The sequence below is a fragment of the Bradyrhizobium sp. JYMT SZCCT0180 genome (assembly GCF_018130165.1).
Classification (GTDB): Bacteria; Pseudomonadota; Alphaproteobacteria; order Rhizobiales; family Xanthobacteraceae; genus Bradyrhizobium.
In genome coordinates, this window is the sequence record NZ_JAFCLZ010000015.1 from 173,124 (window position 1) to 198,928 (window position 25,805).

A 25,805-nucleotide genomic window follows, 5' to 3' on the forward strand; every position below is an offset into this window, starting at 1 on the left:
CCAGCGACAAGCGCTAACGCGCTTGCGCGGGGATGACGCGTCTTCGGCGCGTCATTTCGGCTGCGGCACGATCCGGATGTACGGCTTCGGCGACTTCCAGCCCTGCGGATAGATCGTCTTGGCCTCGTCGTCGGTGACTGATCCGGCGATGATGACGTCTTCGCCCTGTTTCCAGTCGGCCGGCGTCGCGACCCGATGCTTGGCCGTCATCTGCAGTGAGTCAATCACGCGCAAGATTTCCTGGAAGTTGCGGCCTGTGGTCATCGGATAGACCAGCACCAATTTGATCTTCTTGTCCGGTCCGATGATGAAGACGTTGCGCACGGTCTGGTTATCGGCAGCGGTGCGCGTCGCGACATCGCCCGACGTGGAGGCGGGGAGCATGTCGTAGAGTTTTGAGACGTTGAAATCGGTGTCGCCGATCATTGGATAGTTCGGCGCCGCGCCTTGCGTCTCCTTGATGTCCTCCGACCATTTCGAATGCTTGTCGACGGGATCGACGCTGAGCCCCATCAGCTTGACGCCGCGCTTGTCGAACTCAGGCTTCAACTTTGCGAGAGCACCGAGTTCGGTGGTGCAAACCGGGGTGAAATCCTTCGGATGCGAGAACAACAGCGCCCAATTTGAGCCGATCCAGTCGTGGAATTTGATCTTGCCCTCGGTGGTCTGGGCTTCGAAGTCCGGGGCGACTGCGCCAATCTGGAGTGCCATGGTACACCTCATCTTATTAAAGTTGCAGGAGAATTTCTGTTAATCTGTATAAGCCCTAACGGGGTCGAAGTGAACCTCCGGCCAAAAAAGGCGAGATCCTTCTCCGCGAATAGGGAACTCCTAGCACCTTCTTTCGATCTGCGCCCCTGCGACGAAAAATCCACAGCGGCGGTAATCGCCCGGATTGCCCCGATATCGCCTTTTATGGTCCGCAAGACCCCGGTCCCGGTTGCCAAGGGTCGTTCAAGGCGGCGTTCATCGGTCATTCAACTGAACCGTGACATCAGTCACAGCGACCAACTGGAGTCACAGCGACTAATTGGCAACCATCTAAAAATCTCGGAACCCAAGTTCCGAATCGTTAACCACTCGTTTACGCCGGCATCGCAATGCTGGACCAGAAAAAGAAATTGAGAAGTGCAAGCTATGTCTGCCCCTAATACTACCAAGTCTATTGAAGCGTTCGCCGTTCTCCAGCCTTCCTGCCGCAAGACCGCCGCCCACGCGCTGACCATCGTGCGCGATGGCGTCATCACCGGCGAGGGCCCGACCACCAAGGGCCGTATCCATTTTTCCCGCGCGCTCGATGCCGATGACGCCGCCTGGTGCGCCCGCATCCTGACCGCATCCGCCGTCGAGCATCAGCCGGTCAGCCGCGCCGAAGCCGAGGCGCTGTTCGAAATCAGCGACGCCGCCGCCGAGCGCAGCGACGGTGGCCGTTTCGACGATCTGCTGGCCAAGGCGGTCGCTCATCACGCGGCGTCCGAATCCGGCCTGCCGGTGCCGCCGCGCACGATCGCCCTGTCGCCGGACACCGACATCGAAAGCTGGGCCCCAGCCAAGGCCGTCAATATCGACACCAAGGTGCTGGAGTGGATTGCCGCCCAGATGCGCGGCAAGCGCCGCTCCAACCACGCGCTGGCCGCGATGGTCGCGACCCTGGTCGGCGCCGCCGCACTGCCGCTCGCGCAGCTGCCGGGCATGCTGGACATGGGGATGATGTAACGTCATTCTCGCATCGTTGAATTCAAAGCGGCGGGGATTTTCCCCGCCGTTTTTGTTTGGTGGGGCAGGGTGGTTGGACCGCGATGGTGACGGGCCCCACACGCAACTGTCACCACCCGCAAAGTCGGGTGATCCAGTACGCCGCGGCCTCTCGATTCAATCATTGACGTCTCTGGAATACTGGATCGCCCGCCGGAGCCTGTCATCGGGCGCGCATTCGCGCGACCCGGTGGCGGGCGATGACAACTGAATATGTGTCCGCATTCTCGGGGCGCGGTGCGCCCGAGGCTTGAAGCGTTCGCCTTTCAAATCAGAGGGCGCAGAGAATGCGGGCTGCGTGCTGCACCCGCGGTCTCGATGTGCCATGTGTGCATAAGAATGAGCACACGAGCATACAGAGGGCTTTAATTCCCGATCCGGCACCCCATATAGAATCCCATGGCACAATGGAAAGCATCTGTCGCGCGGCAACCACCAATGACCAAGGCGGAACTGCGGGATATGCTGACCGACGCAGTCCGCAACACGCAGCCGGGTGCTGACGAGAAGCCGAAACGCTCCCCGAAGGTCGAGAACGATCAGTCCTGAGGGGCCGCCCGACGATTTATCCTCGGCAGTTGCGGTCGATCCGAACTTCTTGGCCTCACAAGTTTCACAGGGAATAGCGTATGCGGCTGGTTGCCAAACCCACCGAACAAGAGATCATCGAGGGGCCGCAAGCGGTATCCTTTCAGATCGCGAACGGGAACGCGCGGCAGCGCTGCCTTCTGCAAACCGATCTTCCGACGCAGGCGCTGGCCCACAAATATCTGCTCACCAATTGGCCCGTGATCGAGCGGATGGCGCGCGAGGCCCTCGCGACCGGCATCCTTGACGATGGTCAAATCAAACTGGCCATGGTCTAGATTCTTGTTTTGACGCGTTTTCTTGACGCGAACCGGTATCCACTTCGCTCGAAAACGCTATAGTTCGTTCAACAATCAATGTCGGTTTTGGTCTACAGGGAACAGTCATGCTCAAGGATCGCGAGAATATCCTGAATGCGCTTCGCGAGAAGCCGCTCAAGGTCTACGAGATCATGAAACGCGCCAATCTTCCGAACGAGGAAGCCTGCCAGTCGCTGCTGCTCAAAATGCGCGACGAGGGTCTGGTGAAATTCGACATCCACAAGGGACGATGGCTTGCCGGATGATGGCGGCTCGCCGGATGATGGCGCGGCGCGGCATACAAGTCGCCGCGCCGAAAATCGATGTCGGCTCGAAGCTGGATCGCGGCTAGTCCCGGCCGCGTGTGTCTCGAATGTCCCGCAAGAGCCAGGCGAGCACAAGAACCGAAGGCGTCCAGGCGAGTAGTGCTCCGATCAACATCGCTTGCGCGCTTGTCATGTTGGCTCCTCCACTTACGCTATCGACAATTTTCACCTCAACGGTTTCGGCTCATTTCGGTCCGAGAGACAGTCTCCAGTCTGGAGCTGCCGCATCGCTGGATTATTTTTGGTTTGCGACAGACGGCTCGGGGCATTTGTAGAGCCATCTCCAATAGGCCTTGTTACGATCCCGCTGACGCTTGCACTGTTCGCGGCACCTGGACGAGCAGAATTGCCCGAAACGCCAGCTGAAACGGACCAGCCCGAAGGGGCGGTCGCAGTTCGGATTGTCGCAACGATTTGTCATGATGCGGCCTCCGCATTCGTTCGCAGGATCAAGCGAATGAATTTTTCCTGGCCCTGGCCGAGACAAGAACGTCCGCAGTAACGTTCACGCGCCGGATTTCGCAGGCATACTATCTTGGGTTCTTCACTGTCGCATTCGGAACAGCGTGGGCCTGTACGCATGGCGACCTCCTCCTGAGGAATTGCCATTCACTGATCGTGGTGTACTGGTTGTCGTGCCGTCGGATGACCGGAGGGCGACGATGCCGCACTCTCGTTCCGTCCCGCCCCATATTCAACTTGTCTAGATGGTTGATCGCCCTATCCCTAGGTATGACCGGTTCGAAACCGCCATTTCGGTGGGATGGGATTGTTGTTTTGGCCCTGTCGCCGGACCGATCGGAATAGCGGCGCCAGAATGCGGTGCTAACCCGATCGGATCGGGTCATCAGCTCTTTTCCTCGCCGTGCCCGCGCAGCGCGGCGTCGAGGCAGTTGATCAATGCCTCTCCCGTGAAGGGCTTGGTGAGAAAGCAGCTCGCGCCGGCCTTCAGTGCTTGCATGCGCGCGTTCTCGGTCGCGAAAGCCGTGATGAAAATGAATGGCAGCCGGTGTCCGTCGGCAACCAGGTGAGCTTGCAGCTCGAGACCGGTCATGACCGGCATTTGAATATCTGCGATCACGCACGAGGTGTCATGCAGATGAGGCGACCGCAGGAACGCCCCGGCCGATTCAAAGGTGTGAACGACGTATCCAAGCGTCCGCACGAGATTGTAGGTCGCGGTGCGAACGGAGCCGTCATCGTCAATGATTGAAACTACGGGTGGGTTGGCCAAAGCGGTGCTTCCTGACGTGCCGGCAGAATGCCTCTTGCTGCAAGCCGCTTGAGGGCAGAGTGCGTCGCAAATCAGGGGCGGAAAATCATACTTAGGTTTGCAGGACGGGGTGTGGATCGCTCCACGACCCGCCGCTATTGCGGCGGCGCCGGGCGCTGTATTTCGAGCGCCTGGGCCATCTTCACCAGCTCGGCCAGCGACTTCGCGGCCATTTTTCTCATGATGTTTCCGCGGTGTATCTTCACGGTGATCTCGGCAATGCCGATTTCGGCAGCGATCTGCTTGTTCATGAGCCCGGTCGTGACCAGCGCCATCACCTCCCGCTCCCGGGCAGTCAAGGTCGCGAACAGCGCGTGCAGGTCGGAGCGGATCTTTGCTTCATTCCGGCTATTTCGATCGCGTTCGATTGCCGCGGTCACGGCATCCAGCATGTCCTGATCGCGGAACGGCTTGGTCAAAAAGTCGACAGCCCCGGCCTTCATGGCCCTGACCGTCATCGGGATATCGCCGTGGCCGGTCATGAAGACGATGGGAATGTGAATGCCTGCCTTGGCAAGGTCGGCCTGAAAGTCGAGGCCGCTCAGTCGAGGCAGCCTGATGTCAAGGATCAGGCAGCTCGCAACGTCCGGCAGCTTGCTCTGCAGAAATTCAGCAGCCGAACCGAACACTTCGACCCGCAAGCCCACCGAGCGGAAAAGATTCCTGAGCGCTTCACGCACCGACACGTCATCGTCGACAACATAGACGATCGGCTCGTCCGGGCCGCCAATGTTGCGAGGCGAGTTTGAGCGGCCGGTCACAGCGTATGGTCCTCTCGATGCATCGGCAGGCTGAACTGAAACGTGGCGCCGGGCCCGACATTGATGGAGGCCGACAATCGCCCACCATGGGACTCGACGATTGATCGGCAGATCGACAGGCCCATGCCCATGCCGTCGGGTTTGGTGGTGAAGAACGGGGCGAACAGCCGGTCGGCATTCTGAACGGCTAATCCGACACCGGAGTCTGTTACCGTGACCAGAATCTCGCGGGCGTCCTCCTGGTGCGTCCGGATCGCCAGCTTGCGCGGCCGGTCAGTGACCGGTTGCATCGCTTCAATGGCGTTGATGACGAGATTGAGGATGACCTGCTGCAGCTGAATCCGATCGCCGAGGACAGGGGCGAGGGCAGGAGCGAGGTCCTTCCGCAGCACGATCCGGTGGCTGAACAGTTCGCGATGCAGCAAGGTGACCACCTCATTGACGACCGCATTGATGTCGAGAGGCGCTTTCTGATCGGCGGTCTTGCTTACCAGCCCGCGGACGCGCTGGATCACTTCGCCCGCCCGGTTGCCGTCATCGATAATCGAGACCAGGGCGCTGCGCGCCTCCTGCAGTTCGGGAGTGTCGCGGTTGAGCCAACGCAGCGCGGCCGAGGCGTTGGCGACGACGGCGGCCAGCGGCTGGTTCACTTCATGGGCAATCGACGCGGCCAGCTCCCCGAGCGCCGTCACGCGCGTGACATGCGCCAGTTCAGCCTGAGCTTCGTGCAGTTTCTCCTCCGCTCGTCTTCGTGCGGTGACGTCCGTCACCGCGCCGACAAATTCGATGCCACCAGATGCATCGGTTACGGCGTGCGCGGTTGCATGGACATATTTGACCGAGCCGCCGGGCATCAGCAATCGATATTCGTGATCGAAATCCCTGCCGTCGCGGGACGCCCGGTCGATGGTCTGTTGCGCGCCCGCTCGATCATCGGGGTGAATGCGTTGAATGACCATGTCGAGTGTGACCGAAGGTGCCTTTTCAACGCCGAATATCCTGAAGGTTTCGTCCGACCAGATAATTTCGCCGGTGGCGACGCGCCAGCCGAAGCTGCCGGTGTGGCTCAATCGCTGTGCTTCGGCCAAATAGTTCCCACTCTGCCGCAAGGCGTTTTCAGCCTCCTTGCGCTCGGTGATGTCCTCGCATGCGATCAGGACGATCAGCCGGTCATCCTGCCGTCGCACGGCTTTTGCGTTTTCACGAACCCACAGCGCCGAACCGTCCTTGCGGACCTTTCGGATCTCCCAGCTATGCGTTTGCCCGATATGCGCCAGACAGATTTCAACGCTTTTTCGCACCGTGTCCCAGTCTGCTTCAAAGAACACCCCGAGCACCGGTTGTCCCCGTAGTTCGCTGACGAGATAGCCGAGCTGGGCGGCGCCAAAAGTGTTGACCGAAAGGACGATGCCGTCCGCATCGACCATGAAGTACATGACGGGGTTGTGCTCGAAGACCTCCTTCCACTGCGCCTCGCTCTCGCGCAGGGCTTCTATTGCGCGTTGTTCGGCGCTTGCCCGGCTCTCAAGCGCGGCTTCCATTTGCCTGCGGGTGCTTCCTACCAGGTGCATCACGATCAATGAGGCGAGAAACAGGGCGAACAGCAGCACGACGGCAATCAGATAGTCGGCAACCTCCGGGGCGGGACCGAGCACGAGCCAGATGCAAGCCGCCGTCAACGATGCCAGCGCCATGCCGCCGAGCAGCGATTGCTCGGCCGAGCGCCGGGATTTTAGTATCTGGTTACGCATGGCATTCGGCCGTTCGGCCCCGCGCCGCGTCGTCAGGTGATCATCACCATCGACGGCAACACGTGGCCCCACGAATAGGCCGCATCCTAGCAGCTTTTCCCGGCCCGGAGGTATGGTGCATCGCGATACGCAGGTGGCTCAGAGCGCTTGACGGTCGCGGCCGTTCGTCGCGCCTGCAAGCCTCGGTTGACAATCGCGGAACGCGCAACGTCGACAACTGGATATCGCTGCGGGAGGAGGTGGGCGCTCCTTCTCCTCGCAAGGCTCATGCGGCTGATCCTAAACCTAAGTATGCTCCTCTCACCCAAATGTAACGTGCATATCAACCTCCGTTCAATGGTTCGGCGATTCTCCGCGACTAGGCTGGCGCGATAGCCGAGCAAGCAGCAGCTATCTCGCGCCATTGCTCTTGCTGATTGAACGTCGAACCTCGGCGCCGCTGTCCGGGATAACATTGTAAACATCGCTTGCGTAACGACCGCCGTCTCGTGCCGCCACAAATTCGGGGATTGAGATGCCAAAGCCAAGCCTGCAATTGATCCACTGCTCGAACGATATTCGCCCGGCTGCAAAACGCCGGCAGGACAGCGCCGCCTTCCAACCATACGTTATTCCTGGAGGCGCGCGATCCGTGCCGGGCGAGCGTTCTTGGGAGGCCGCGCTTGATCTGGTCGATTTTGGCGTTCTGGTTTGCTATAGAAACTATCTTGCCTTCCTTGAGGCGAGTGCGGCCGTTCTCGGCGGCTCCAGGTGGACTGATCATGAAAAGACCCGCTAAATTGACAAGGCACGCCCGAACCATGCGTGGTGCGTCGATGATCCCTTGCTCCGGGTCGTCAACGCCACCCGCGTGGGCCCGCTACGGTGTCCTACAACTTGTCCGTGGAGCCGAAGCCGGTCACTCTGCTGAGCTGCGCATCTCGAATTGGGGGGCTGGTGCCTGATGTCATCGTCCGACAGGATCGCGCTGTTTATCGATGGCGCCAATCTCTACTCGACCTGCAGAGCGCTCGGTTTCGACGTCGATTACAAGCGTCTGCTCAAGGAATTCAAGAGCCGCGGTACGCTGCTGCGGGCATTCTATTTCACGACCATTATCGAGGATCAGGAATACACATCGGTCCGCCCCCTGATCGATTGGCTCGACTATAACGGCTACACCGTCGTCACCAAGCTCACCAAGGAGTTCATCGACCCCAGCGGCCGCCGCAAGGTGAAGGGCAGCATGAATATCGAGCTCGCCGTCCATGCGATGGAGCTTGCCGATCATGTCGACCGGATGTTCCTGTTCTCGGGCGACGGCGACTTCCGCTCGCTGCTCGAAGCGGTGCAGCGCCGCGGCGTCCACGCGACCGTCATCTCTACCATTGTCAGCCAGCCGCCGATGGTGGCGGATGACCTGCGGCGCCAGGCCGACGCCTTTGTCGATCTTGCCGAATTGAAGCCGGTGCTCGGGCGTGATCCGTCGGAGCGGCCGGCGCCACGTGAGATACGCCAGCAATCGTCGCAAATCCCGTCGCACGTGACGATCAATGGAAATGACCTCAGGTCATGATGTCTCCGGGATGTCGTCCCGCTCATCCGTGCTGTGTTTGTTCCAACGACGAATCCCCGCGCGCATAAGGGATTCGCGAACCGTCAAGAATTGACGGGATCGCGTCCCGATGCATCATTGTGCGATGTTCGGTTTCTTCAAAGGTTGCCGCCTGGCCCGCATGAGCAGCGGGCGCTTTTGCGTGGTGCGCGATCTCGGCCTCGTCAAGGGCGGCAAGGGCATGCGGCACCATGAGGTGGTGATCGCCTTCAGCGCCCGCGAGCTGCTGAAGTGGCTGCGCCAGCCGTCGGCGAAGCGGCTTGAGCCGGACGTGAGTTCGCGAGCCAGCGCCTTGCCGCGTGAACCAGAGGCGTTGGCTAACCTCGGACCACGCTCCTGAAGGCAGCCGAAAGCGCGGCAAGCGCATCGCGCGGCCGGCCGTCCTTGACCCTGGAGTGAAGCAAGACCGGCAAGCGTGGCAGATCGGGAAGCCCGAGCTTGGGGCCGACCTCAACGGCGCCGAATGGCAGCATGCGCGGCGCCAATGCCGCGACGCCGAGCCCGGCCATGACGGCGGCTGCGACCGCCGCAACGCCGCCGCCGACGAAAATTTCCGTCCAGGGCACGTTCGCCGCATCGAGCAGCCGCCCGGCCATCGCACGCACGCCGCAAGGCTCGGCCATCGTGGCCAGCGGCAAGGGCTCGCCCGCGCGGTGCTGCCAGCCAGGTGCTGCGAACCAGCCGAACTTTTCTTCGGCGAGAATTTCGCCGTCGCTCCGGCCTGCCTCAAAGCGGACGATCACCGTGTCGAGTTCCCGCCGGTCGAAGCTTTGCAGCAGGTCGGCCGATGATCCGATCCGGATTTCGATCAGCAGCTGCGGGTCCTGCGCGTTCATGCGCGCGATCAGCGCGGATAGCTCCGGTCCGGCAACATGATCACTGATGCCGATGGTGAGGCGCTGCCGGGCGCCGGCAAATACGGCGAGCGCGCGATCGTGCACCGCCAGCAGTTCGCGGGCGTGTTCGAGGAAGGTGGCACCGTGCGCCGAAAGCTGCACGTAGCGGGGCGTCCGCTCGATGAGCCGGCAGCCGAACCTCTCCTCGAGCCGCTTCAGCTTCAGGCTGACCGCGGCCTGCGTCGTCCGCATGGCCTCAGCCGCGCGCGTGAAGCTGCCAAGCTCGGCGATGCGGACGAAAGCCTTGACGGCATCGAGGTCGAGGGGGCGTTCGGTCATTTCCAGCCATTATAGCTGATATCCGTATCCATAGCATACCAAAATAGCCTGATGGCGCTTAGCGTTCGGGCCAGGACAAAATGAACCAGGACAAAATGGAAGGGATCAACTGTGCCGCTGCTTCACATCTCACTGCGCGCCGGAAAGCCGGCAGCCTACCGTCAGGCCATCTTCGACAGCCTTTATCGCGCGATGCGCGAAGCGTTGAACGTGCCCGAAGACGACCAGTTCATGACTATCACGGAGCATGACGCAGCGAACTTCCGTTACGGCAATGCCTTTGGCGTCGTCCGGAGCGACGACCTCGTGTACATCCAGATCACCGTGTTCGACACCCGCACCGCGGAACAGAAGAAGGCGCTGTTCCGGCGGATCGCGGCGTTGCTTGGCGAGCGCCCCGGCATACGGCCGGAGGACGTGTTCGTGAACGTGCTCGACGCGGCGAAAGAGAATTGGTCCGTCGGCCACGGGCTCGCGTTTGCGTGAGCAGAGGATCGTTCAGCTCGGAACCGTCTCGTATCCAGACGGAACCCATTCGTATGCAGATCTTTGATCGGCAGGGTCGGAAACATTACCGCGCCCGGCCGTTCTCTTTTGAAGGAGATTGCCATGAGCACCTTCAGAGAGAAAGCAGAGGCGCAGACCGAGCAGGTGATTGGACAGATGCTCGGCGATGAGTTGCTGGTGAGAGAAGGCCAGTCGCGGTTGCGGAAAGCGGACAGTGAGGCTGAACCATCCGAGGATCGGGCCAAAGATCGCGCCAAGGATCGAGATGAGGATCGCGCCAAGGGTGCGGATCAGGGCATCGTCCGCGATGAACGCGGACAGGAACAGCCAAAGGACAAGGCGCGCGCCCAGCAGGTGAGCCGCGTGGACAAGGGCGGCGATCCGCCCGGCAAGAAGGCCTAGGCGCTCGCTCGCCGACGAGGCGAGAGACGCGGTGTGAATGGCCGCTTACGCAATCCGGGCCGTGCATCGGACCGAATGCAGGATATCGAGATGAAAACCAAGCTTGTTTCCGACGACCCCGGCGGGCGGATCCACGTCGTCATTCTGGATTCCGGAGAAGAGGCGTTCACAGCGCTGACGCGGTTTGCGAACGAGACGAAAATTGAAGCGGCGTCCGTGACGGCGATCGGGGCGTTCGAGAAGGCCACCGTCGGCTGGTTCGATTTCACCTCGAAGACCTACAAGAAGATCGAAGTGGCCGAGCAATGCGAAGTGTTGAGCGCGATGGGCGACGTTGCCGTTGGGGACGACGGCAAAGCCAGCCTTCATATTCATATCGTGCTTGGATTGTCCGACGGTTCGACGCGGGGCGGGCACTTGATCGCGGGCACCGTCAGGCCGACACTCGAGATCGTCCTGACCGAAGTCCCGACCCGGCTGCGGCGCAAGAAGCGGGCCGACCTCGGCATTGCCCTCATCGATATCGGCTGATCGGCGCTTCGGTGGTATCTCGCAAGCCGTCGCAAATGTTTGCCGCCGGACCCGGGCCGTAAGCAAACGTTTAGCCGAAGGCTATAAAATACCGGTGACCACGTCCTGTGTTAACCACCGGTTAATCATGCGCCTCCTGCCGATGAGCTCCGACAAGTCTTGGCGTTCGATCAAGGCGCAATGGAAGAAGGACGCTGAAAGCGTCGGCGAAGACTTTTCCACGTTTTCGAACGGAAGCTACGCGGCGTTCGACGCCCTGACCAAGGACGGCGACAACCCGACGCTGTATTGCCTTTCGGACGGAGAGAAGATTCACGCGGCCTGCCAGGTCAGCCGCCTGATGATGAGCAAATTCCCGACCCCGATCCTGCGCGCGCGCTTTGTCGTGGTCTCGCCGCTCTATGAGCTCGGGGTCGCTACATCAGGCCAATACGCGCAGACCATGGTCGCCCTGTTCTCCGGGATCGTATGGTTGTCGCGCGACACGCTGTCGGCGGGGCATGTCCGGTTCTTCCTCAAGAGCCCCGGCGACGCACAGTTCTTCGCGGCGCTGCAGGTCGTGACGGAGCTTTCGCCTTTCTCGGCATTCGCGATCGACGGGGCCTTGATCGAGTGCAGCTTGAAAGAGGCGGAAGTTCCGGAAATGGCCTGATCCGGGCGAGCGCTTTAACCCCGCAATAACTGATTTTGCTAACGCCCTCTTGGGTTGTCTTCCCGTACAAAAGCGACCGTGGGGGCGGGCAAAATGCCGGGTAGTGCATCGGATAGCGTCATCGCGGGGAGCCTGCGGCGGTCAATCGCCGGCGTGCTGCCCCGGATGCGCCTCGGCGTGGTGCAGTGGCTCATTCTGTGCGCCGCGGCGATGGTGATCGCGATCATGGTCGGCACCGGCTATTTCGCGCTGCAATTCCGCGAGCGCGCGCTGGATGTCGCCGAGCGCGAACTCAACAACACCGCGCTGCTGCTGTCGCGCCATTTCGACCAGCAGCTCCGCGATCTCCAGCACGTGCACGACGACGTCCTGAACTATGTCCGGGCGGACGGGGTCAACACACCAGACGAATTCGAGAAGAAAATGTCGACCTTGAGCGCGCATGAGATGGTGCGCGCCAGGCTGGCGACGTTGCCGCATGTCGGCGCGCTCAATGTGTTCAATGCCAAGGGCTGGCTGATTAATACCTCCCATATGTGGCCGGTGGGGGACGTCAACATTTCCGACCGGCGCTATTTCCAGGAATTCACGTCGGGAAAGCCGACGCCCGACGTGATCGTCGAACCGGTCGTCAGCAAGGTCACCAAAGTCTGGACCACGGTGTTCGCGCGCAGGATCGTCGGCCGCAATGGTGAGATCATCGGCTTTGCCAGCCGCGGCGTCGAGCCGTCGCATTTCGAGGATTTTGTCGGCTCGCTGGCGCTGGACGGCGATACCGCGATTTCGATGATCCACCGCGACGGCACCATCATCGCCCGCTATCCGAAAGACGCCAAGATGCTCGGCGTGAACGTCGCCAAGTCGCCGTCGTTTCAGCGGGCGCTCGCCCTGAACGGCAACATCTCGGGACGCTTCACCAGTTCGTCGCAGAATGAGGACAAGGTCGGTGCGGTCCGCTCGCTGATGCATTTTCCGATCCTGATCGTTGCGACCACCAAGACGGAAACCGCGCTGGCCGACTGGCGGGCGCAGACCAAACTGCAGTTTTGCGCGGCGGCGCTCGCGATCATCGTCGTTGTCGTCATGATCTTCCTGATCGTGCGCCAGTTGCGCAGCCAGCATGCGGCAGCCCAGCACAAGCTGTCGGAAAAGACCCAGCATCTGGACGCCGCCATCAACAACATGACTCAGGGCCTGCTGCTGTTCGATTCCTCGGCCCGCCTCGTCGTCTGCAACCAGCAATATATCGACATGTTCGGCGTATCGCCCGACATCGTCAAACCGGGTTGCCATCTGCGCGACATCATCCTGCATCGCCAGGAGCAGGGCACCTTCGCCGGCGACGTCGACGCCTATTGCGCGAGATTTCTCAACCCCACGGACGACGGCGTTCGGATCGTCGAGACGACGACACCTGACGGGCGCACGATCCAGCTGATCTACCAGCGCTCGCCCGACGGCGGCTGGGCGACGACGCTGGAGGACGTAACCGAGAGGCGGCGCGTCCAGGCGAGGATCCAGCATCTCGCCCATTACGACGCGCTGACCAATCTGCCGAACCGTACGCTGTTCCAGCGCCATGCCGAGGGACTGCTGCTCGAATCCGAAACTACGCAATTCGCGATCCTCTACATCGATATCGACGAGTTCAAGCGCATCAACGATTCGCTCGGGCATCTGATCGGCGACGAATTTCTCAAGGGCGTCGCGGATCGCCTGCGCCAGTCGGTCGGGCCCGAAGACTTCGTCGCCCGTCTCGGCGGCGATGAGTTCGCCGTCGTGCAGCGTCACGTCACGTGTGATAATGACGTCAGCATTCTGGTCGCGCGGATCTACGATCGGATGCGCACGCCGTTCGATTGCAACGGCCATCGCCTCTCCAGCGACGCCAGCATCGGCGTCGCAGTCGCGCCGCGCCACGGCTCCGATCTGTTCGCGCTGCTGAAGAGCGCTGACCTGGCGATGTATGCGGCGAAGGCGGCGGGCCGCCGGACCTATCGCTTCTTCGAACCGACCATGGAAAAGCAGGCCAACCATCGCCGCGAGCTCGAGAGCGATATGCGCGCGGCGCTGGTCGAAGGCGGATTCGAACTGCACTACCAGCCGCTGGTCGATTTGCGCAACGACGAGGTAAGGGGGTGCGAGGCGCTGTTGCGCTGGCGGCATCCGCTGCGCGGGATGGTTTCACCCGCCGATTTCATTCCGGTGGCCGAGGAGACCGGCCTGATCGAGGAGATCGGACAGTGGGTGCTGCGGACCGCCTGCGCCGAAGCGACCACCTGGCCGGCGCATGTGCGCGTCGCCGTCAACGTCTCGCCGATCCAGTTCCGTTCACAGTCGCTGTCGCTGAAGGTCGCCGCGGCACTCGCCGACACCGGGCTCGATCCACGCCGGCTGGAGCTTGAGATCACCGAGGCGGTCTTGATCGCGGACGATGACGCCGCGCTTGTTGCGCTGAATCAATTGCGCGCGCTCGGGGTTCACATCGCGCTCGACGATTTCGGAACCGGCTATTCCTCGCTGCAATATCTGCAGCGCTTCCCGTTCGACAAGATCAAGATCGACCGCAGCTTCGTCAAGGAAGTCACCTGCAATTCGAGCTCGGCCTCCATCATCAAGGCGGTGGTGAGCATCGCGGCCGACCGCAACATGATCACGACGGCCGAAGGCGTCGAGACCTTGCAGCAGCGCGAAACCGTGCAGAATCTCGGCTGCAACCAGATGCAGGGATATCTGTTCAGCGCGGCGCGGCCGGCGCATGAAATCCGCGCGCTGCTGGCCGCGTGCCCGGCCGCGGTCGAGGATGCGGCGTAACGGCTGCCGATAACAGCTAAAGCCGCGCGTCTGAAATCGCCTTCCGCAGGATGCGCGACAGCGACTCGACCGAATAGGGTTTCTGGATCAGCTCGAAGCCGCGATGGGCGTTTTCCGCCAGTACGTTGCTGTAACCGCTGGTCAGCACCACGGGCAGGCCCGGATAACGTTCGCGAATGACGCCGGCGAGCTCGACCCCGTTCATGCCGGGCATGATGACGTCGGAGAATACCAGGTCGGCGGCAAACTCGTCCTCGGCCAGGATCGCCAGCGCGGTGTCGGCATTGTCGGCGCGGCGCACCATGTAGCCGAGGTCCTCCAGCAGCTCGGTGGAGAACTGTCCGACGTCGTCATTGTCCTCGACCACGAGAACGCGGTAGCCGCGTCCGCGCGGGCCGGGCTCCTGGCCCGCAGCCGCGGCTTCCGCCGCCTGCGTCGGCATCGCGGCCTGCGGCAGGTAGATGGTGAAGGTCGCGCCCTGTCCGGGCTCGCTGATAACCGCGATATCGCCGCCGGATTGCTTGGCAAAGCCGAAGGCCTGGCTGAGGCCGAGCCCGGTTCCCTTGCCGACTTCCTTGGTGGTGAAGAACGGTTCGAAGATCGCCTCGATGTGCTCGGGGGTGATGCCGAGGCCGGTGTCGGTCATGGCGATGGCGACGAAGTCGCCGCTGCGCGTGCTCTGGGCACGCAGGGCAGGGATGGTATGAGCCTTCCTGACGCTGATGGCGAGCCGGCCTTCGCCCTCCATGGCGTCGCGCGCGTTGACCGCGAGATTGATCAGCGCGGTCTCGAACTGCGCGATATCGGCAATCGCAAAGCAGTCGGGCGCTGATATATCGACCTCGATCCTGATCCTGGAGCCGACAAGCGGACGAACCAGCTGGGCGACGGCTTCGACCTGGGAGCCGACATCGAACACCTGGGGCTTGAGCGGCTGGCGGCGGGCAAACGCCAGCAATTGCGCGGTCAGTTTCGAGGCGCGTTCCACGGTATCGGAAATCGCATCGATGTAACGGCGGCGCCGCTCATCCGGCAGGTCGCGGCGACGCAGGAAATCGGTGGCGGAGCGGATGATGGTCAGGAGATTGTTGAAATCGTGCGCGACGCCGCCGGTCAACTGGCCGACCGCTTCCATTTTCTGCGACTGCCGCAGCGCTTCCTCGCCCTTGCGGCGCTCGGTGATATCGATGGCTTCGGGAACCGCACCGATGACCGCGCCGTGCTGGTCGCGCAAGGGGCGCATCGCGAAGTCGAAATAGCGCTCGCCGATGGGCAGATGCAGCCGCATCTCGGTCTTCACCTCATCGCCCCTCATGACCGCGACGAAGGCATTGCGGACGGCGTCAGGCATGCCCTCGGTGGTGCCAAACCACGGCGTTTCCCAGAACGGCTTGCCGATCACGTCGGCGGCTTCGGCGCGAATGCCGTCCAGCGCGGTCTTGTTGGCGTAGAGCACATCGCCATGTGGATTGAGCAGCGCCTGGTACTGATGGCTGGTCTCGAAAATCGCGCGCATCTGGGCTTCGTTGGATTCCAGTTGCGCCGTCCGCTCGGTAATCCGCAGTTCCAGGGTTTCGTTCAGCCTCCGCAGATCGCTTTCGGCCTGCTTGGCGGCAGTGATGTCGTGGGCGACGCCGATGAAGCCGATGTGATTTCCGGTCGGGTCCCAGCGCGGCTGGGATTCCGACCTCAGCCAGCGCCATTCGCCGTCTGCGCGCTTGTAGCGGGCCTCCAGCACGAACGGCTTCAGGGAGGCCTCGCCGGCGACCGATTCCTGCAGGATGCGCGGCAGATCGTCCGGATGCAGCACCTTGCGCCAGTCGAACCCGATCGCCTGCTCGAACGGCAACCCGAGGAAATCGACATAGGCCTGGTTGGCGAAAGAGCGCGTGCGGTCGAGCTTGGTGACCCAGATCGGGACGGGGGCGCTGTCGGCGATCAGGCGGAAGCGCTCCTCGCTTTCGCGCAGCGTTTCCTGGGCCAGCATCTGGCCTGACACGTCGAGATCGGCGCCGACCAGGCGCAGCGCGCGACCGTCGCGGCCGCGCTCGATCTTGGCAACGACGCGGATCCATCTGATGTCGCCGTCATTCGGCCGGATGATACGGTATTCGGCCGTATAGTCCTCGCTCTCGCTCCGCAGCACGCCGAACAGATGCTTGACCGTCCGCTCGCGATCTTCGGGATGGATTCGACTGACCCAGTCCGAATAGGCCTCGCTGGCCGCCTCAGGCGGCAGCCCGTGAACGAGCAGATATTCCGGGGAGCGGCGGTTCTTGACGCCGTCGCGAAAATCGATTTCCAGCCCGCCGACACCGGCTATTCGCTGGATCCGCGCCAGCTCCGCCTCGCGTTCTTGCAGCGCACGATGAGCCCGGTCGCGCTCGTGCGCGATTTCTTCGAGATGTTGACGCAGCCTTTCCGCAGCGGCTGCTTCGGGAAGTGGGTTGGAATGATCAGGAGGAGTCATACGCGCCCGCAAGCCTCTTGCGGCACTCTCACACAAGAGGCGCAACGTTTGCCAGCATCATTTGCTTTCATTTGCTCTTGGCGGGGGGCCGGCAATTATAGGCTCTGCGGAACCCGCCGGCCTGGGCGTCCTCTTCTGAACAAAACCAACGGTCCGGATTGGTCAGTCCCGGATAGCTGCGGCAGGCCTGCAGATGATAGATGCCGAGATTGCCCGTGACGCGGGCGCGGACCGCGAACTTGCCCTTGATGTTGCAGCCGGACGGCATCACGAAATCCTCGGGGAATAGGGCCTCGCGAATCTGGCGGTCGCGATCGGCGCGGCATGCGGCGCCTAGCAGCGTGCCGTCCTTCTGGCCGCGGCGAAACTCTTGCGGCGCTGCGAAACAGCCTTTCCAAAGGCCCTGACGATCGTCCCTGGCGCGGGCCTCGTCGGTCTTGAAACGCCCGGTTGCAGAGGCGTCGATATTCAGGGCGAAGCCCTGGCGGACCAGCAACTGGCTGAGGCTGGTGGGGTCGCCGCCCTCGATCTTGCACACGCCGAGGCGCCGCTTCTTGAAAGTGGGATCGGCGCCGAGATCGTCGCAGCGGACCTGGCGGCCGCCGATCAGTTTTGTCAGCTGATCGCGCGCCTCGATGCCGCAAGCCCAGCTGTCGGCGTGTTCGTCGATGCAGAGCTGATCGAATGCCGGGGCGTCGATCCCGTCGAGCCGGTAGGTGACGTTGCCCAGTTGAAGCGTGCCGCCATCCTTGACGGTCGCCGTGGCGGCCCAGGTCGGGGACGAGGAAAGTGAGACCAATAACAGCGCAACAATCAGAACAACCCGTGACCGCATGTGTCTCACTTCAAATCTCTTTCGTGTTCGCGCGAACCTTCTAGCACATGCCGGCATCCCGGAACCAAGGGGCTGTCGGCGCTACGAGGTGTCACCATCCTTCAAGGACGCGATTTCTCTCGCCAAATTTGCGCGGGCGCGCTGGTCGTATCGCGTTGCAAAACCGGGGTCGGGGAAGATGACGGGCCTCGCCATGAAGCGTCGGAGGACGTCGGAACGCCCGGACCGGTAGGCGGCATCCGGAACATGGGAGAATTCCTTGCGGATCGACGAGGCATAGGCGTCGTACCGGTCTGGTTCAGCTCCCAATATGCTGAGGTCGATCGAGATCAGAATAGCGCCAAGGCGGTCGCCGGGCGCGACCTGGTGAGACTTTGTCAGGCGGATCAGTCGGCCGACTTCTTCCCGAACATCCGAAGCCACGGCTTGCTCGGCAAGCAGGGCGCTCTGTTCTTCATTGTCCGATTTCTTGGGGTCGTAAACCGCGTCGTGCCACCAGATGGCCTGAACGAGCAGATCACGCTCGGCCGCGGAAAGGTTATCGACTGATGACAACAGGTCGAGGCAATCCTCGATATGCGCCAGATTGTGATAGTGGCGGCCCGGAGCCGAATAGGCGGCGATCAATGCGTCCTTGGACATCCACAAGATGTAATGCAATGCGGATGCGGCGGAAATGGGCGACGCGGCGCGTCTCCATCCACAAGCGAGGGACATCGCATCATGCGCCGCGCATATTCATTGACTTCATGAGAACAAAATAGGAACATAACGCTCCGCCGCGAGATCAACTCCATGCCTTCCTCCTCCAAGCCAGCCATCGAACCGAATGACGAACTGGAAATGGCGGTGGATCAGGCCATTTCGGCCTGTGGCGGCGATATGCGCGCAACCATCCGCGCGCTGATCGTGGCCAACGAGTATCTGGAAACCGAGGTCGGCGAACTGATGAAAGCGGTGTCGCACGCCTATACGCGCGGCCGGTTTCACAGCTATTCGGGCTGACTGGCGCCAGCGGGCCGCGGCCTGAGCAGAAGGCCTGAAACAGGACCGTTGCCTCGGTCGATTTTTGCTGTACGACGGGTTTGTTAGCCGCGTCTCCGCATGTCACATTGCGGGTGAGGATCCTGCCCCCAGCCTTAGAATAAAGCTCAAGCAAGAAGCACATGTTCAAACGAATTCTGATCGCAAATCGCGGCGAGATCGCCTGCCGGGTCATCAAGACTGCGCGGCGCATGGGGATCGAAACGGTAGCCGTGTATTCCGAGGCCGACCGTGATGCGGTCCATGTCGAAATGGCCGATGACGCGGTGCTGATCGGCCCGCCGGCCGCGTCCGAGAGTTACCTTGTGATCGAGAAGATCGTCGAGGCCTGCCGCAAGACCGGGGCGCAGGCCGTGCATCCCGGCTACGGCTTCCTGTCCGAGCGCGAATCCTTTCCGCGCGCGCTGGCCGAGGCGGGCGTCGTCTTCATCGGTCCGAACCCCGGCGCCATCGCCGCCATGGGCGACAAGATCGAATCCAAGAAGGCCGCCGCCAAGGCCAAGGTCTCGACGGTGCCGGGACATCTCGGCGTCATCGAGGACGAAAAGCATGCGGTGAAGATCGCCGACGAGATCGGCTATCCCGTGATGATCAAGGCGTCCGCCGGCGGTGGCGGCAAGGGCATGCGCATCGCGCATTCGAAATCCGAAGTCGCCGAAGGTTTCAATCTGGCCAAGGCCGAGGCCAAATCCTCGTTCGGTGACGACCGCGTCTTCATCGAAAAATTCATCGTCGATCCCCGCCACATCGAAATCCAGGTGCTGGGCGACAAGCATGGCAACGTGATCTATCTCGGCGAGCGCGAATGTTCGATCCAGCGCCGCAACCAGAAGGTCATCGAGGAGGCGCCGTCGCCGCTGCTCGACGAGACCACCCGCCGCAAGATGGGCGAGCAGGCGGTCTCATTGGCCAAGGCCGTGAATTATGATTCCGCCGGCACGGTGGAATTCGTCGCCGGCCAGGACAAGAGCTTCTACTTCCTGGAAATGAATACCCGCCTGCAGGTCGAGCACCCCGTCACCGAACTGATCACCGGCATCGATCTGGTCGAGCAGATGATCCGCTCCGCCGCCGGCGAGAAGCTTTTGATCGCGCAGAAGGACGTCACGCTGACTGGCTGGGCGGTGGAATCGCGCGTCTATGCCGAAGATCCGTTCCGCAATTTCCTGCCCTCGATCGGCCGGCTGGTGAAATACCGCCCGCCCGCGGAAGCGAGCCATGACGGCATCACGGTCCGCAACGACACCGGCGTGCAGGAGGGCGGCGAGATCTCGATCCATTACGATCCGATGATCGCCAAGCTCGTGACGCATGCGCCGTCGCGGGCGGCCGCGATCGAGGCGCAGTCGGCGGCGCTGGATTCGTTCTATATCGACGGCATCCGCCACAACATTCCGTTCCTGTCGGCGCTGATGAGCCATCCGCGCTGGCGCGAGGGCAATCTGTCCACCGGCTTCATTGCCGAGGAGTTCCCGAAGGGATTTGCGGCGCGGCCACCCGAGGGCGAGATCGCGCGGCGGCTGGCCGCGGTCGGAGCTGCGATCGATCACGTGCTCGGCGAACGCAAGCGGCAGATTTCCGGCCAGTTGAACGGCCGGGCGGTGCAGCGCGAGCGCCGCCGCGCAGTGTGGCTCGATCGCGCCGAAATCGCGCTCGACGTCGCGCGCGAAGCCGATGGAATCGCGGTGCGCTTCATCGGCGCCGACGATCTGCCGGGCAATCCGCATCAACTGGTCTCGAACTGGACGCCGGGCGAGCCGGTCTGGCAGGGCACCATCGACGGCCATTACGTGGCGATGCAGGTGCGCGCGATCCCGAACGGCATCCGCCTGGCGCATCAGGGCTTTGAAGTCCCGGTCAACGTCTTCACCGAGAGCGAGGCGGCGGCCGCCCGGCTGATGCCGGTGACGTCGGCGGCCGATACCGGCAAGAAGCTGCTGTGCCCGATGCCCGGTCTTGTCGTGTCGATCGCGGTTGCCGAAGGGCAGGAGGTCAAGGCCGGCGAAACACTGGCCGTGGTCGAGGCGATGAAGATGCAGAACGTGCTGCGCGCCGAACGCGACGGCACGGTAAAGAAGATTCACGCCGCCGCCGGCGCCACGCTCGCGGTGGACGCGCTGATTCTGGAGTTTGCTTAGGCAACACAAACACCGTCATTGCGAGCGCAGCGAAGCAATCCACAGCGCGGCACAAAGAAAGAATGGATTGCTTCGCTGCGCCCGCAATGACGGCGGATAGAACTGAGGGACACCATGGCCTTCCGCACACGCCGTGAAAAATTGCGTTCCATCCTCAACGGATCGACCTGCATCCGGCCCGGATCAGTCTATGACGCGACCTCGATCCGGATCGCCGAGGACCTAGGCTTCGAACTCGGCATGTTCGGCGGCTCGGTCGCTTCGCTGGTGGTGCTCGGCGATCCCGACATTGCGCTGATCACGCTCACCGAACTCGCCGAACAGATGCGCCGGATGTCGCGGGCCGCGCAGCTGCCCGTGCTCGTCGATGCCGATCACGGTTATGGCAATGCGCTCAATGTCCGCCGCACCGTACAGGAACTCGAAGCCGCCGGCGCCGCCGGGCTGACGATCGAGGACACGCTGCTGCCGCAGGCCTTCGGGCAGGCGAAGACGCAGTTGATTTCACGTGAAGAGGGCGTCGGCAAGATGAAGGCCGCGCTCGACGGGCGCGGCGATCCCTCGCTTGTCATCATGGGCCGCACGGGCGCGGCCTCGATCACCGGTCTCGACGACGCCATTGCGCGCGCCAAAGCGTACGAGGCGGTCGGCGTCGACGCGCTGTTCTTCACCGGCATCAAGAATCGCGAAGAACTGGAAGCGATCTCGGCCGCAACCAGATTGCCGATCGTGCTGGGTGGCGCACCGGAGGAGATGTCCGCGCTGGACTACCTCCGCGACCAGCGGGTGCGGATCGCGCTGCAGGGCCACGCGCCGTTCGCCGCGGCGACGCAGGCGGTCTACGAAACGTTGAAAGCGCTGCGCGAGGGAACCTCGCCGAAAAATCTCAAGGGGCTGGCGTCGTCAGAGTTGACCGGGCGGGCCATGCGCGAAGCCGAAGTGAAGGCGCGTAGCGCCGAATTTCTGGGGCTGAAGAAATAGATGACCAGCGCGATCCGCCATGTCACGGTCACGGGCCGGGTACAGGGCGTCGGCTACCGTGCCTGGGTCGCGGACGAGGCGATGACACGTGATGTCGAGGGCTGGGTACGCAACCGCAGGGACGGCAGCGTCGAGGCGCTGTTTGCGGGGCCTGCAGACGTCGTCGCCGACATGATCGCCGCGTGCCGGCGCGGGCCGCCCGTGGCGCGGGTCGACGCGGTAAGGGAAGAGGACGCCCATCCCGACGCGCTGAAGCTGCTGCGGCCAGGGGAGCGCTTCTCGCTGTTGCCGACGATCTGACATTGGCGCGGATCAAGTTCGTTGCCATAGTCGCCACTGGCCGAAACCCGCCAAACGAGGTGATCCATGAAGCCGCCGACTTCCGAACGCGATTGGAGGCAGATCCATCATTCGCCGATGTTCTGGGTCGGCCTCGTGCTGTGCCTTGCCGCGATCGCGATCTATCTGTGGTCGGATGATCTGTCGTGGCGGCCGGGGACGCGATAGCGAGCGGGAGTCAGGCCAAGCCCGGGGTCAGTGGGGCTTGCCCATGTAAAGCTGATACAGCGTGATGATGACTTCGAACGCAATCAGGGCGACGATGATGAGTTCGAGGCGCAGGGTTCGGCGCGTGTCGATGATATCGGCAAGGGTGTTGGCCGTCTCCGCGACCACGGCAAGTTTCCGGTTGAGGGCATCGAGGCGCTCCTTGAGCTCGTATTCGTCTTCAAGCCGCGCATAAAGCCGCTCGAGGTCGGGACGATCCCACAGCGCATCAGGCTTCTCTCCGATCGCAACGCGGCCGGAGACCCTGTGCTGGACCAGCAGGGCGCTTCCGATCAGTCGCATGATCCCTTTTCGATCGCGTCTCGTTCGTCCATGGTCTGCCAGCTCCTTGGCAAACGGTTCGATGATCTCGAATACCTTCGCCACTTCGCGTTCGTCGTGCGCCAGCACGACGCTCTTGGCCAGCACGTCGGCCACGACAAGAAGCCTTGCCGGCGACATGTCGCGCAACTGTATCGGACCGCCGGACAGGACCTGATCCTCGGCCTCGCCGGCGAAGGCGAGAATGGCGGCTTCCTCTTCACGGCGCGCCAGCTTGCCGTCGATCCGGGGTTTCAGCGTTTCCAGGAAGCGGCTTTGTTCTTCCGGCGCAAGGCCGATCAGGACCGCCACACCGTAGCGGAACAGAACCGCGACGCCGCTCGTGCCAACCCGGATCGCGAGCGGGATCGCCGAGAGCGCTTCTGTTTCGAAGCCGATTGTATTGATGCGGTCGCCAACATGCAGCGCGTGTGCCGTGACCCGCGTCCCGATTTCAGCGGGAATGAATTCGGGTTTGGTCATCTCGCCGTCTCCTCAAGGCCGATGCCCCGAGATTACGCGCGTTCGATGACAGGCGCGATGCGATATCGGGTTATGCGGTCGCGCGAAGCGGAGAGGGCGGCGCATCGATGTGCCGATACTTGTGTTCCGACGACATCACCAGCCGATAGGCCCTCAGCTTGGAATCCTGCCAAACATCGAGAAGCTGGCCGCAGGTCGCGCATTCAATCCGGCCCGGCCGTCCAATCGGTGAACTTGATTCCGCGACCTCGTAAGCAGACGCGCAGGATGGGCAGGTGAAATCGGATATTTTCATTGGCGGAACCTGTGGTGTTTTCAGCAGAACGATTGTTCTGAATCAATGTGGCATCAGAAGGGTCCAGGCTGATGCGCTCAGCATATAATTTGTGCGCACGCGCTAAGTCCGGCCGCTATGGCAGCAGGGCTGACATGCAGAACTGATATGTGGACGGTCTCACCAAAGATCTTGATCCGCGATCACGCGCTTTAATGCGCCAGCTTCCGTTCGGCGGGCGCCTGTTCCGGATCGTGCTGGATCGACTCGGCCTCGACATAGCGCAGAACCGGCGATGAATAGACGAAGCTGCGATTGCGGCCGAGCCGCTTGGCTTCATAAAGCGCGACATCGGCTTCCCCGACCAGCGCAGCTTCACCAGATGTCGCGCGCGTCCGGGTGGCAATGCCGGCGCTGATGGTGACGAAGCCACGGTTGGCGGCGGTGTTGGGAAGGCCGAGGGCGCGCACGGTCAGCCGGATCGATTCGGCGACCTTCAATGCATCGTCTTCGGAGGTGTTCGGCAGCACGACGGCGAATTCCTCGCCGCCATAGCGCGCGGAGAGGCCCGATGTATTTGAGGTCGCATCGCCGATGGCCCGGGCCACGGCCTGCAGGCAGCGGTCGCCGGCCTGGTGTCCATAGGTGTCGTTGTAACCCTTGAAGTTGTCGATATCGAACAGGAGCACTGAAATCTCTTTGCAGGCCTCAAACTGGCGCGCCAGAAAACCGTCGAAGGTGCGGCGGTTGGTCAATCCGGTCAGACCGTCGGTGGCCGCGAGCTGGGTCAGGCGACGGTTGAGCAGGGTCAGCTCATCCTCCATCCGCTTGCGCTCCGTGATGTCGCGCAGCACGCCGACAAACTCGGCCTCGGCGGGGTTGTCGCGTTCCGATGCCTGCTTGAAGTTGCTTTCGACCCACACGATCGATCCGTCGGCACGGTAGGTCCGGAACTCGGCTGTGCTGACGGCGCCCGAACCGTTCAGCTGCGCGCTCGCGGCCATCAAGCCTGGCTTGTCCTCGGCGTGAACCATGTCGAAGCAGGATTTGCCGACGAGGTCCTGCGGGCGAACGCCCAGCATCTGTTCGACCGAGTGGGACACATAACGAAGCGTGCCGCGGCCGTTGAGCAGGATGACGACGTCGGCGATATTGTCCGCGAGCAGGCGATAGTGGGACTCGCTCTGCCGCAGCGCGCGCTCGGTTTTGATCCGAAAATTGAACTGCGCCGAAAGCAATGCGGCGAGCAGCACGATCATGCAGAGGAGTACCGTTGCCACCAGCGCATCGGTGCGCAATGCCGTCGACCAGGCCGAGAGCAACCAGTCCTCGGACATCGCCACCGTGATGATCAGCGGATATTGCGGCGTTCCCTCGTATCCGAAATATTTGACGACGTCATCGAACGGCGAGGTGATCTTGTAATACCCGACCGAGCTCGCCTTGAGGTGTTTCGTAAACAAGGCCGTTTTGGAAAGGTCCGCACTTCTGTTCGAAAGCGGCCAGCGGGACAGGACGGCGCCGTCATTGCGCAGCAGGCTGATTCCGCCGTCGGGGCCGAGCTGGAATGCGCTGTAGAAGCTGCTGAAGTAATCGCTATCGATCGCGGCCGTCAGCACGCCGCCAAAGCTGCCGTCCTGCTTGGTGACACGCTTTGAGAGCAGGATGGTCGGTCGCCCGGTAAGGCGGGATTGAAACATTTCGCTGATACGAAGCGCCTTGCCGGCGGTGTCGCGATGGTAGGCGAAGTAGGGCCGGTCGCCATTGTTGTAGCGCGGTGTTTCCGGCAGGGATGAGTAGCGCCAATTGCCGTTGGTATCGAGCACGCCGATCTCGCGTATTTGCGGGAGCGCGGCCACGGTGTCGGCCATGTATTTGTTGAACCGCTCCGGCAGGGGGCTTTGATACATGAGCAGATCGACCATGCCACCCATCGCGATATCGGCCGCCTGAATGGTGTGCGCGGCGTGTTCGGCGAGGGAATGGGCGAGGTTCTTGATGTCGGTGGAGCCGCGCGACAGCGCGGCCGACTTGGCTTCGAGCGCCTTCCAGACCACGACGCCCAGGATGCAGGCCGTCATGACCAGCGCAAAGAACACCACGACCATCGCCGGCGTGATCCGCCGCAGGAAGGCGTTTTGGTTTGCGAGGTGTCGATCGGGCATCTTCCGCCTTGATGGGGGAGTGCCAAATCATTCTGACCGGCAAGCTAAATGCGTGGCCCGAATCTACCGGCCAATAGGTGGCGATGCGGTTAATAAATCGATCGGGAAAACAACGGAGAC

At 62.2% G+C, this 25,805-nt stretch carries 27 protein-coding genes; 16 read left to right on the forward strand and 11 right to left on the reverse strand.

Going from position 1 to position 25,805, the window contains the following annotated elements; genetic code table 11:
• Positions 1 to 51: 51 nt before the first annotated feature.
• Positions 52 to 711: a peroxiredoxin gene (locus JQ641_RS22790; protein ID WP_211998138.1), complete on the reverse strand. Its 660-nt coding sequence runs from the start codon at positions 709 to 711 to the stop codon at positions 52 to 54.
• 426 nt (positions 712 to 1,137) lie between these two features.
• On the opposite strand from JQ641_RS22790, the gene JQ641_RS22795 reads away from it, so the two are divergent.
• The 3 genes from JQ641_RS22795 (at position 1,138) to JQ641_RS22805 (ending at position 2,908) form a co-directional block, all read left to right on the forward strand.
• Positions 1,138 to 1,716: a hypothetical protein gene (locus JQ641_RS22795; RefSeq protein ID WP_211998139.1), complete on the forward strand. Its 579-nt coding sequence runs from the start codon at positions 1,138 to 1,140 to the stop codon at positions 1,714 to 1,716.
• A gap of 668 nt (positions 1,717 to 2,384) precedes the next feature.
• Positions 2,385 to 2,621: a hypothetical protein gene (locus JQ641_RS22800; protein ID WP_211998140.1), complete on the forward strand. Its 237-nt coding sequence runs from the start codon at positions 2,385 to 2,387 to the stop codon at positions 2,619 to 2,621.
• A gap of 107 nt (positions 2,622 to 2,728) precedes the next feature.
• Complete coding sequence (locus JQ641_RS22805; protein WP_192733787.1) at positions 2,729 to 2,908, forward strand: helix-turn-helix domain-containing protein; 180 nt, start codon at positions 2,729 to 2,731, stop codon at positions 2,906 to 2,908.
• A gap of 907 nt (positions 2,909 to 3,815) precedes the next feature.
• On the opposite strand, the gene JQ641_RS22810 is transcribed toward JQ641_RS22805, so the two are convergent.
• The 3 genes from JQ641_RS22810 to JQ641_RS22820 form a co-directional block, all read right to left on the reverse strand.
• A complete protein-coding gene (locus tag JQ641_RS22810) occupies positions 3,816 to 4,202 on the reverse strand; it encodes a response regulator transcription factor (protein WP_211998141.1) in 387 nt (128 codons plus the stop codon).
• A 134-nt stretch (positions 4,203 to 4,336) separates the two neighbouring features.
• Complete coding sequence (locus JQ641_RS22815; RefSeq protein WP_211998142.1) at positions 4,337 to 5,002, reverse strand: response regulator transcription factor; 666 nt, start codon at positions 5,000 to 5,002, stop codon at positions 4,337 to 4,339.
• Positions 4,999 to 6,696 (reverse strand): PAS domain-containing sensor histidine kinase, encoded by a 1,698-nt coding sequence (locus tag JQ641_RS22820; RefSeq protein WP_249150608.1) that lies wholly within the window; start codon positions 6,694 to 6,696, stop codon positions 4,999 to 5,001. Before JQ641_RS22820 ends, JQ641_RS22815 begins: the two co-directional genes overlap by 4 nt.
• 571 nt (positions 6,697 to 7,267) lie before the next feature.
• Between JQ641_RS22820 and JQ641_RS22825 the strand changes: the two genes are divergently transcribed.
• From JQ641_RS22825 to JQ641_RS22835, 3 genes are all read left to right on the forward strand, one after another.
• Positions 7,268 to 7,531: a hypothetical protein gene (locus tag JQ641_RS22825; RefSeq protein WP_211998144.1), complete on the forward strand. Its 264-nt coding sequence runs from the start codon at positions 7,268 to 7,270 to the stop codon at positions 7,529 to 7,531.
• Between the two features lie 165 nt (positions 7,532 to 7,696).
• Positions 7,697 to 8,308, forward strand: coding sequence for a LabA-like NYN domain-containing protein (locus JQ641_RS22830; RefSeq protein WP_211998145.1), 612 nt, complete (start codon positions 7,697 to 7,699; stop codon positions 8,306 to 8,308).
• A gap of 124 nt (positions 8,309 to 8,432) precedes the next feature.
• A complete protein-coding gene (locus JQ641_RS22835) occupies positions 8,433 to 8,687 on the forward strand; it encodes a hypothetical protein (RefSeq protein WP_249150609.1) in 255 nt (84 codons plus the stop codon).
• On the opposite strand, the gene JQ641_RS22840 is transcribed toward JQ641_RS22835, so the two are convergent.
• Complete coding sequence (locus tag JQ641_RS22840; protein ID WP_211998146.1) at positions 8,665 to 9,522, reverse strand: LysR family transcriptional regulator; 858 nt, start codon at positions 9,520 to 9,522, stop codon at positions 8,665 to 8,667. The two genes, JQ641_RS22835 and JQ641_RS22840, sit on opposite strands and share 23 nt — an antisense overlap.
• A gap of 111 nt (positions 9,523 to 9,633) precedes the next feature.
• Here JQ641_RS22840 and JQ641_RS22845 point away from each other — a divergent pair, with 111 nt between their 5' ends.
• From JQ641_RS22845 to JQ641_RS22865, 5 genes are all read left to right on the forward strand, one after another.
• Complete coding sequence (locus JQ641_RS22845; RefSeq protein ID WP_211998147.1) at positions 9,634 to 10,008, forward strand: tautomerase family protein; 375 nt, start codon at positions 9,634 to 9,636, stop codon at positions 10,006 to 10,008.
• 123 nt (positions 10,009 to 10,131) lie between these two features.
• Positions 10,132 to 10,431, forward strand: coding sequence for a hypothetical protein (locus JQ641_RS22850; protein WP_211998148.1), 300 nt, complete (start codon positions 10,132 to 10,134; stop codon positions 10,429 to 10,431).
• Between the two features lie 90 nt (positions 10,432 to 10,521).
• The gene (locus JQ641_RS22855) at positions 10,522 to 10,962 is read left to right on the forward strand and encodes a PPC domain-containing DNA-binding protein (protein ID WP_192733778.1); all 441 of its coding nucleotides are present in this window, start codon (positions 10,522 to 10,524) and stop codon (positions 10,960 to 10,962) included.
• 142 nt (positions 10,963 to 11,104) lie between these two features.
• Positions 11,105 to 11,614, forward strand: a complete 510-nt coding sequence (locus JQ641_RS22860) for a hypothetical protein (RefSeq protein WP_211998149.1) — start codon at positions 11,105 to 11,107, stop codon at positions 11,612 to 11,614.
• Between the two features lie 165 nt (positions 11,615 to 11,779).
• On the forward strand, positions 11,780 to 14,428 hold the full coding sequence (locus JQ641_RS22865; RefSeq protein WP_502754983.1) for a bifunctional diguanylate cyclase/phosphodiesterase: 2,649 nt from the start codon (positions 11,780 to 11,782) through the stop codon (positions 14,426 to 14,428).
• Between the two features lie 16 nt (positions 14,429 to 14,444).
• Here the strand turns inward: JQ641_RS22865 and JQ641_RS22870 are convergent, their stop codons facing one another.
• The 3 genes from JQ641_RS22870 to JQ641_RS22880 all read right to left on the reverse strand — a co-directional run bounded on the left by JQ641_RS22870 (position 14,445) and on the right by JQ641_RS22880 (position 18,360).
• The gene (locus tag JQ641_RS22870) at positions 14,445 to 16,898 is read right to left on the reverse strand and encodes a hybrid sensor histidine kinase/response regulator (RefSeq protein ID WP_249150610.1); all 2,454 of its coding nucleotides are present in this window, start codon (positions 16,896 to 16,898) and stop codon (positions 14,445 to 14,447) included.
• 67 nt (positions 16,899 to 16,965) lie between these two features.
• Positions 16,966 to 17,733, reverse strand: a complete 768-nt coding sequence (locus JQ641_RS22875) for a thermonuclease family protein (protein ID WP_211998152.1) — start codon at positions 17,731 to 17,733, stop codon at positions 16,966 to 16,968.
• 81 nt (positions 17,734 to 17,814) lie between these two features.
• Positions 17,815 to 18,360, reverse strand: a complete 546-nt coding sequence (locus tag JQ641_RS22880; protein WP_349628605.1) for an HD domain-containing protein — start codon at positions 18,358 to 18,360, stop codon at positions 17,815 to 17,817.
• A 168-nt stretch (positions 18,361 to 18,528) separates the two neighbouring features.
• Between JQ641_RS22880 and JQ641_RS22885 the strand changes: the two genes are divergently transcribed.
• The 5 genes from JQ641_RS22885 (at position 18,529) to JQ641_RS22905 (ending at position 22,403) form a co-directional block, all read left to right on the forward strand.
• Positions 18,529 to 18,738, forward strand: coding sequence for a hypothetical protein (locus JQ641_RS22885; RefSeq protein ID WP_211998154.1), 210 nt, complete (start codon positions 18,529 to 18,531; stop codon positions 18,736 to 18,738).
• A gap of 161 nt (positions 18,739 to 18,899) precedes the next feature.
• Positions 18,900 to 20,915: an acetyl-CoA carboxylase biotin carboxylase subunit gene (locus JQ641_RS22890; protein WP_211998155.1), complete on the forward strand. Its 2,016-nt coding sequence runs from the start codon at positions 18,900 to 18,902 to the stop codon at positions 20,913 to 20,915.
• Positions 20,916 to 21,029: 114 nt separating this feature from the next.
• Positions 21,030 to 21,896, forward strand: a complete 867-nt coding sequence (locus JQ641_RS22895; RefSeq protein WP_211998156.1) for an isocitrate lyase/PEP mutase family protein — start codon at positions 21,030 to 21,032, stop codon at positions 21,894 to 21,896.
• On the forward strand, positions 21,897 to 22,196 hold the full coding sequence (locus JQ641_RS22900; protein ID WP_211998157.1) for an acylphosphatase: 300 nt from the start codon (positions 21,897 to 21,899) through the stop codon (positions 22,194 to 22,196).
• Between the two features lie 66 nt (positions 22,197 to 22,262).
• Positions 22,263 to 22,403 carry a hypothetical protein gene (locus tag JQ641_RS22905; RefSeq protein WP_192733768.1) on the forward strand — a complete coding sequence of 47 codons (141 nt, stop codon included), beginning with the start codon at positions 22,263 to 22,265 and terminating at the stop codon, positions 22,401 to 22,403.
• A 27-nt stretch (positions 22,404 to 22,430) separates the two neighbouring features.
• On the opposite strand, the gene JQ641_RS22910 is transcribed toward JQ641_RS22905, so the two are convergent.
• The 3 genes from JQ641_RS22910 to JQ641_RS22920 all read right to left on the reverse strand — a co-directional run bounded on the left by JQ641_RS22910 (position 22,431) and on the right by JQ641_RS22920 (position 25,685).
• Positions 22,431 to 23,246 (reverse strand): RMD1 family protein, encoded by an 816-nt coding sequence (locus tag JQ641_RS22910; protein ID WP_211998158.1) that lies wholly within the window; start codon positions 23,244 to 23,246, stop codon positions 22,431 to 22,433.
• 70 nt (positions 23,247 to 23,316) lie between these two features.
• Complete coding sequence (locus JQ641_RS22915; protein WP_211998159.1) at positions 23,317 to 23,541, reverse strand: MJ0042-type zinc finger domain-containing protein; 225 nt, start codon at positions 23,539 to 23,541, stop codon at positions 23,317 to 23,319.
• Positions 23,542 to 23,732: 191 nt separating this feature from the next.
• Positions 23,733 to 25,685 carry a diguanylate cyclase gene (locus tag JQ641_RS22920; RefSeq protein WP_211998160.1) on the reverse strand — a complete coding sequence of 651 codons (1,953 nt, stop codon included), beginning with the start codon at positions 25,683 to 25,685 and terminating at the stop codon, positions 23,733 to 23,735.
• Between the last annotated feature and the right edge of the window lie 120 nt (positions 25,686 to 25,805).